This is a genomic window from Mycobacterium sp., from assembly GCF_025965855.1.
In the GTDB taxonomy this organism is placed as follows: Bacteria; Actinomycetota; Actinomycetes; order Mycobacteriales; family Mycobacteriaceae; genus Mycobacterium.
The window spans coordinates 1-3,800 of sequence record NZ_JAOPWB010000252.1 but is presented as its reverse complement, the minus strand read 5'-3'; the positions used below and the strand labels follow the sequence as shown (position 1 = coordinate 3,800).

The window sequence follows — 3,800 nt, the reverse complement described above, 5'->3', positions numbered from 1 at the left end:
CGAAACCGATGATCTCAGGCGTTCCAGCCGCGCTGTCACCATTAGTGCAAACTAGCAACGCGACCTCGATAATTCGACTTCAGCGCGCGGCTCGGGCGAATTAAACTACGCGTCAGTCAGTTTCGGTACGGTCCTGCGGCTAACCGCAGCGGGCTTGGTCGGCAGGCGCGGTTAGGCAGCCGACGCAATTGGTGGTCGTCCGAGGTCAAGGATCTGCGGTGGCACCGCAAGAACGAAGATAACGCAGGTCAGCCATCGTAATCAGGTGCGCATATCGTCAAGCCCTCGCGCAGTAGCTGTTCATTTTGAGTTGCCGCGGACCCATGCCTCTTGGTGTACATTCGGCGCGTGGCCGTGCTGATTACGGTGCCGGTGTTCGGGCAGCATGAATACACCCACGCCCTGGTAGGTGACTTGGAGCGCGAGGGTGCGGAGTACCTCATTGTCGACAACGGGGGCGACTACCCGAAGATCAGTAACGAGCGCGTCATCGCGCCGGGCAAAAACTTCGGTTGGGGTGGAGGCAGTGACCTTGGGTTCCGGTATGCCTTCGCCGAGGGCTATTCCCACGCGATGACACTGAATAACGACACCCGGATCTCTAAGGGGTTTGTCGCCGGCTTGCTCGACCCGCGACTGCCTGACGATGCCGGCATCGTCGGGCCGATGTTTGACCACGGCTACCCGTGTGCCGAGGCTGACCAGAAGCCGGACGCCGCAGACTACGTTCCGCGGCCACGGTATCGCAAAGTACCCGCCGTCGAGGGAACCGCGTTCGTGCTCTCCCGCGATTGCTGGCTGACGATCGGCGGAATGGACCTACGCACCTTTGGGCGCTACGGGTGGGGCATCGATATGGACCTGGTGTTGCGTGCGCGAGACGCCGGATACAACTGTTACACAACCGAAATGTCGTATATCAACCATTTCGGCCGCGCCACCGCCAAGGTGACGTTCGGCAAACGACGCTACGAGTTCACCGCAGAACTCATCATGAACCGCGGACTGCGCAAAACGCACGGCCGCAACTGGCGCAAGCGGTTCCCGCCCGGCACGTTGCCGCAACCCCAGTGGCGAAAGAGCGGCGTGGCTTACCAGACGTACCCGTTAGACCGGTGAACGCATCAGGCCGGCAAATCATGCATGAGGCATGGCATCGATGAGCATCAACGATACTGGGGAGCTGACCGCGGAACCACTTATCTCAGTGTGCGTTCCGATGTACAACAACAGCGCTACGATCGCACGCTGTCTGCGCAGCATATTGGCTCAGGATGGCGTCGAGTTTGAAATCGTGGTTGTCGACGACGATTCGTCAGACGACAGTGCAGACATCGTCGCAGGCATGCTCAGAGGCCAAGACCGATTGATACGCAATAGTTCTCGCCTCGGTCTCAACCGAAATCACAACAGCTGTTTGGAACTCGCGCGTGGAACGACTATTCAAATCGTGCATGGCGACGACTGGTTACTGCCGGGCGCCTTGAGGACACTCGCGCCATGTTTCGACGATCCGACAGTCGGCGTGGCGTTCGCCCCCCGATATGTGGAGACCGACGACACGGATTTTCAACGTCGATACGGCCGACTCCATACCCACTTCAGCAAGCTTGACGTCCACAACAGCGGCCCATCGTTAGTTAGGCAGATGGTGGCGCGTGGCGCGAACGGCAATTGGATAGGCGAACTCACCTGCGTCATGTTCCGGCGTCGAGTTGCCCTGCAAGCAGGGGGCTTTCGCGATGACATCTACCAACTTGTTGACTTAGACTTTTGGCTGCGGTTGATGCTGCGGTCAGCAGTTTGCTTCGTGCCACAAGAGCTTTCGGTGCGCAGTCACACGGCGGCGACGGAGACGACGCGAAATCTCTCAACCAAGCGCTACTGGCTCGACCAACTGCGTATCCTCACCTGGTTGATCGTAGATCCTGCTTCGACGGTCGCCATTCGCCTTATCGCAGGACTGTGGTGGTTACCTACCTGGCTGGGGCTCATGGAAGTCGTGGTCTACGGACCGCAGCGGTGGCTGCGTTTGAAGAGCTTAGGCCAGGCGCCTATTCGCGAGTTCGCTCACGCTCAGCGGCTCCGTGAGGGCCTGCTCATGAAGGCAGCGGAGTCCGCAGCAGCCAGCTAGCCGAGGATGTCCGCGGTCAGGCCGAATTCGTCGAACGTGCGTGAGACGGCCTCCCGCAGCGCCTCTTGGGAGTTGCTCCGGCCGGAGAGGTAGGCGTTGACCGCGATGAAGATCTTTCCGTGGACCCGCCCGGAAACCGCGAACAGCTGGCCACCGATGCGTTCGAGTGCGCGCTTGTTGATACCGGGTTCGATCAATCGCCCGGACGCGTAGTCGGCCTCAGTGCCGTCGGGGCGGTTCACCGCCGGGGGCATGTCACCAACGTTGGAGCAACCAATGGGACGTCCGGCGGCGCCCAGCCCCATTCCCGCCGCCCTACGCGCGACCCACCTCGGCGTCAACGATGTCAGCGGAAGCGGCCCCAACAACTCCTTGGTGATTTCGGTCAGGTCGGCAAATGCTTGCTTGAACTTGAGTCGGACGTCACCGAGGTCCGATGACAGGTGTGTGGGGTTGACGGAAACGGTGGGAAGCACCACTGCATTGCCACGCGTGTCGTTTTCAGTGCGGTTGCTGATCGGGAATGACAGGGTGACCGTTCCGTCGTCGCAGACGCGTCCCATTCGCACGCCGAGCCTGCCCGCGAATCCCGCGAAAAGTGTGAAACTGTTGCCGCCAATACTTTTCGCGCGCTCATCCCATTCCGTCAGGTCGACATACGCGGTCAGCGTGGGCACCACGACACGCTTATCGTCTCCGAACCCCCCTGGCGAAGGTGGTGGCGATGCCAACGATGCGGCGACATCCTTGCGCCGGTTCCGAGCGATGTGCGCCGTCGCCGCAGCCGCGCGCGCCAGCTCCGGCGCCGACGCGATGGTTTGCCGGGCGTCCTGAAGCAGGGCTCGACGGCGGCTGCGCGAACCGGGATGTGGGTAGCCCAGGTGGCGGGTCCTTCCGGTGGCCGCGTCGGAAATCGCCTGCAGGATCCCGAGCCCATCGACGAGGGTGTGTGACGTCGTCAGGCAGACCGCGGACCCTCCGTCTTCCAGGGGGAGTACCCCGATATGCCAGCCGGGCCCGTATTCGGGATCCAAAGGCAGGCAAGCCCGCTCATAGAGCCAAGCGGTCAGATCCACACGGGGGCGCGGTGTTTCGGCGATGTCGATGTCTTGGGGTCCTCGGGAGACGACCCATCGGTCACGCGCGAAAGGCAGCGGGGACGGTTCGACCAGCCTTCCCAGCAACCCGTATCCGAGATTTCGGTGAAATCGGCGCAATCCGTCGATGCTTACCGGGCGGTTGTAAATCCAGTAGAACTGTACGTGCGCCCCATAGCCAAGCGCCCGCAGACCGAGAAAGGACGCCTGGTCCATGTGTGCGAGTCGATTGTCCACTGCGTCCACGGTAGTTTATTTGCCAGTAGGGGCGGAGCGCTTTGCGGGCGGGGTGCCGGGGCCGGCGTCCGGGTGCGGCGGTGGGGTCGCAGGGCGGTAACTTGCCGTTCCTGGCCGGAAACGATTTCGACGAAGGTAGTGTGTTGTCCGTGGTTCAGTCTTCCATACCCGCTGTGCTGCGGGAACGCGCGAGCTTGCAGCCCAACGACACAGCATTCACATACCTTGACTACGACCAGGATTGGGACGGCGTTCCAATAACCCTCACGTGGTCGCAGTTGTATCGGCGCGTGCTGAACCTCGGCGAGCAGCTCAGGGCCAGCGGGTCGACC

At 61.7% G+C, this 3,800-nt stretch carries 3 protein-coding genes and 1 pseudogene; 3 read left to right on the top strand and 1 reads right to left on the bottom strand.

Annotated elements, in window-relative coordinates; translation table 11 throughout:
• Positions 1–333: 333 nt before the first annotated feature.
• Positions 334–1,119: a glycosyltransferase family 2 protein gene (locus JWP83_RS21570; protein WP_297734468.1), complete on the top strand. Its 786-nt coding sequence runs from the start codon at positions 334–336 to the stop codon at positions 1,117–1,119.
• A gap of 31 nt (positions 1,120–1,150) precedes the next feature.
• Complete coding sequence (locus tag JWP83_RS21565) at positions 1,151–2,134, top strand: glycosyltransferase family 2 protein (RefSeq protein WP_297734465.1); 984 nt, start codon at positions 1,151–1,153, stop codon at positions 2,132–2,134.
• Here JWP83_RS21565 and JWP83_RS21560 read toward each other — a convergent pair.
• On the bottom strand, positions 2,131–3,468 hold the full coding sequence (locus JWP83_RS21560; RefSeq protein WP_297734462.1) for a hypothetical protein: 1,338 nt from the start codon (positions 3,466–3,468) through the stop codon (positions 2,131–2,133). The two genes, JWP83_RS21565 and JWP83_RS21560, sit on opposite strands and share 4 nt — an antisense overlap.
• Before the next feature lie 149 nt (positions 3,469–3,617).
• On the opposite strand from JWP83_RS21560, the pseudogene JWP83_RS21555 reads away from it, so the two are divergent.
• A pseudogene (locus JWP83_RS21555) lies at positions 3,618–3,800 on the top strand (acyl-CoA synthetase); the annotation flags it as partial.